The organism is Acetomicrobium sp. S15 = DSM 107314 (assembly GCF_016125955.1).
GTDB classification, from domain to species: Bacteria; Synergistota; Synergistia; order Synergistales; family Thermosynergistaceae; genus Thermosynergistes; species Thermosynergistes pyruvativorans.
Genome location: NZ_JADEVE010000239.1, coordinates 1 through 448 on the forward strand (window position 1 = coordinate 1; position 448 = coordinate 448).

General features: G+C 52.0%; 1 pseudogene. It reads left to right on the forward strand.

The window, feature by feature from the left end:
• Nucleotides 1-121 precede the first annotated feature (121 nt).
• Nucleotides 122-232: pseudogene (locus EZM41_RS14690) on the forward strand (KH domain-containing protein); the annotation flags it as partial.
• Between the last annotated feature and the right edge of the window lie 216 nt (nt 233-448).

Here is a 448-nt window from a genome sequence, read left to right on the forward strand (position 1 = left end):
CCTATCTCCCGAGGCCAGGGACATTTTAGTAGTAGGCACGGCGGGGATGTTCGAACTTAAACACTTCGCCCTTCCTTCGCTGGCCAATGCCCTCGTTTCCATCGCTAAGGTGGAGTGTCCTTCAGAAGCCACGGTGAGCGTCGTGAATTTGCCGTCCGACGAAATGAAGGGAAGGATCATAGGTCGCGAAGGTCGCAATATCAGGGCATTTGAGATGCTCACCGGCGGTGACCCGAATCTCTTGGCGGTCATCGCAGCCTGCGGCATGGTGGCCGTCTTCAGCTATTATTCGGTGAGCAACGCCATTAAGGGCAACGGCACTTATAATACCGCAGATCACACTCGTTAAAGCGTGAACTGAAATAATGCTCATAACTTCTACCTTGGCCAGATCAGCTACGTAGACGTTGTGAGGATTTCCTGGACTTAAGACACTACCAAATGTTCC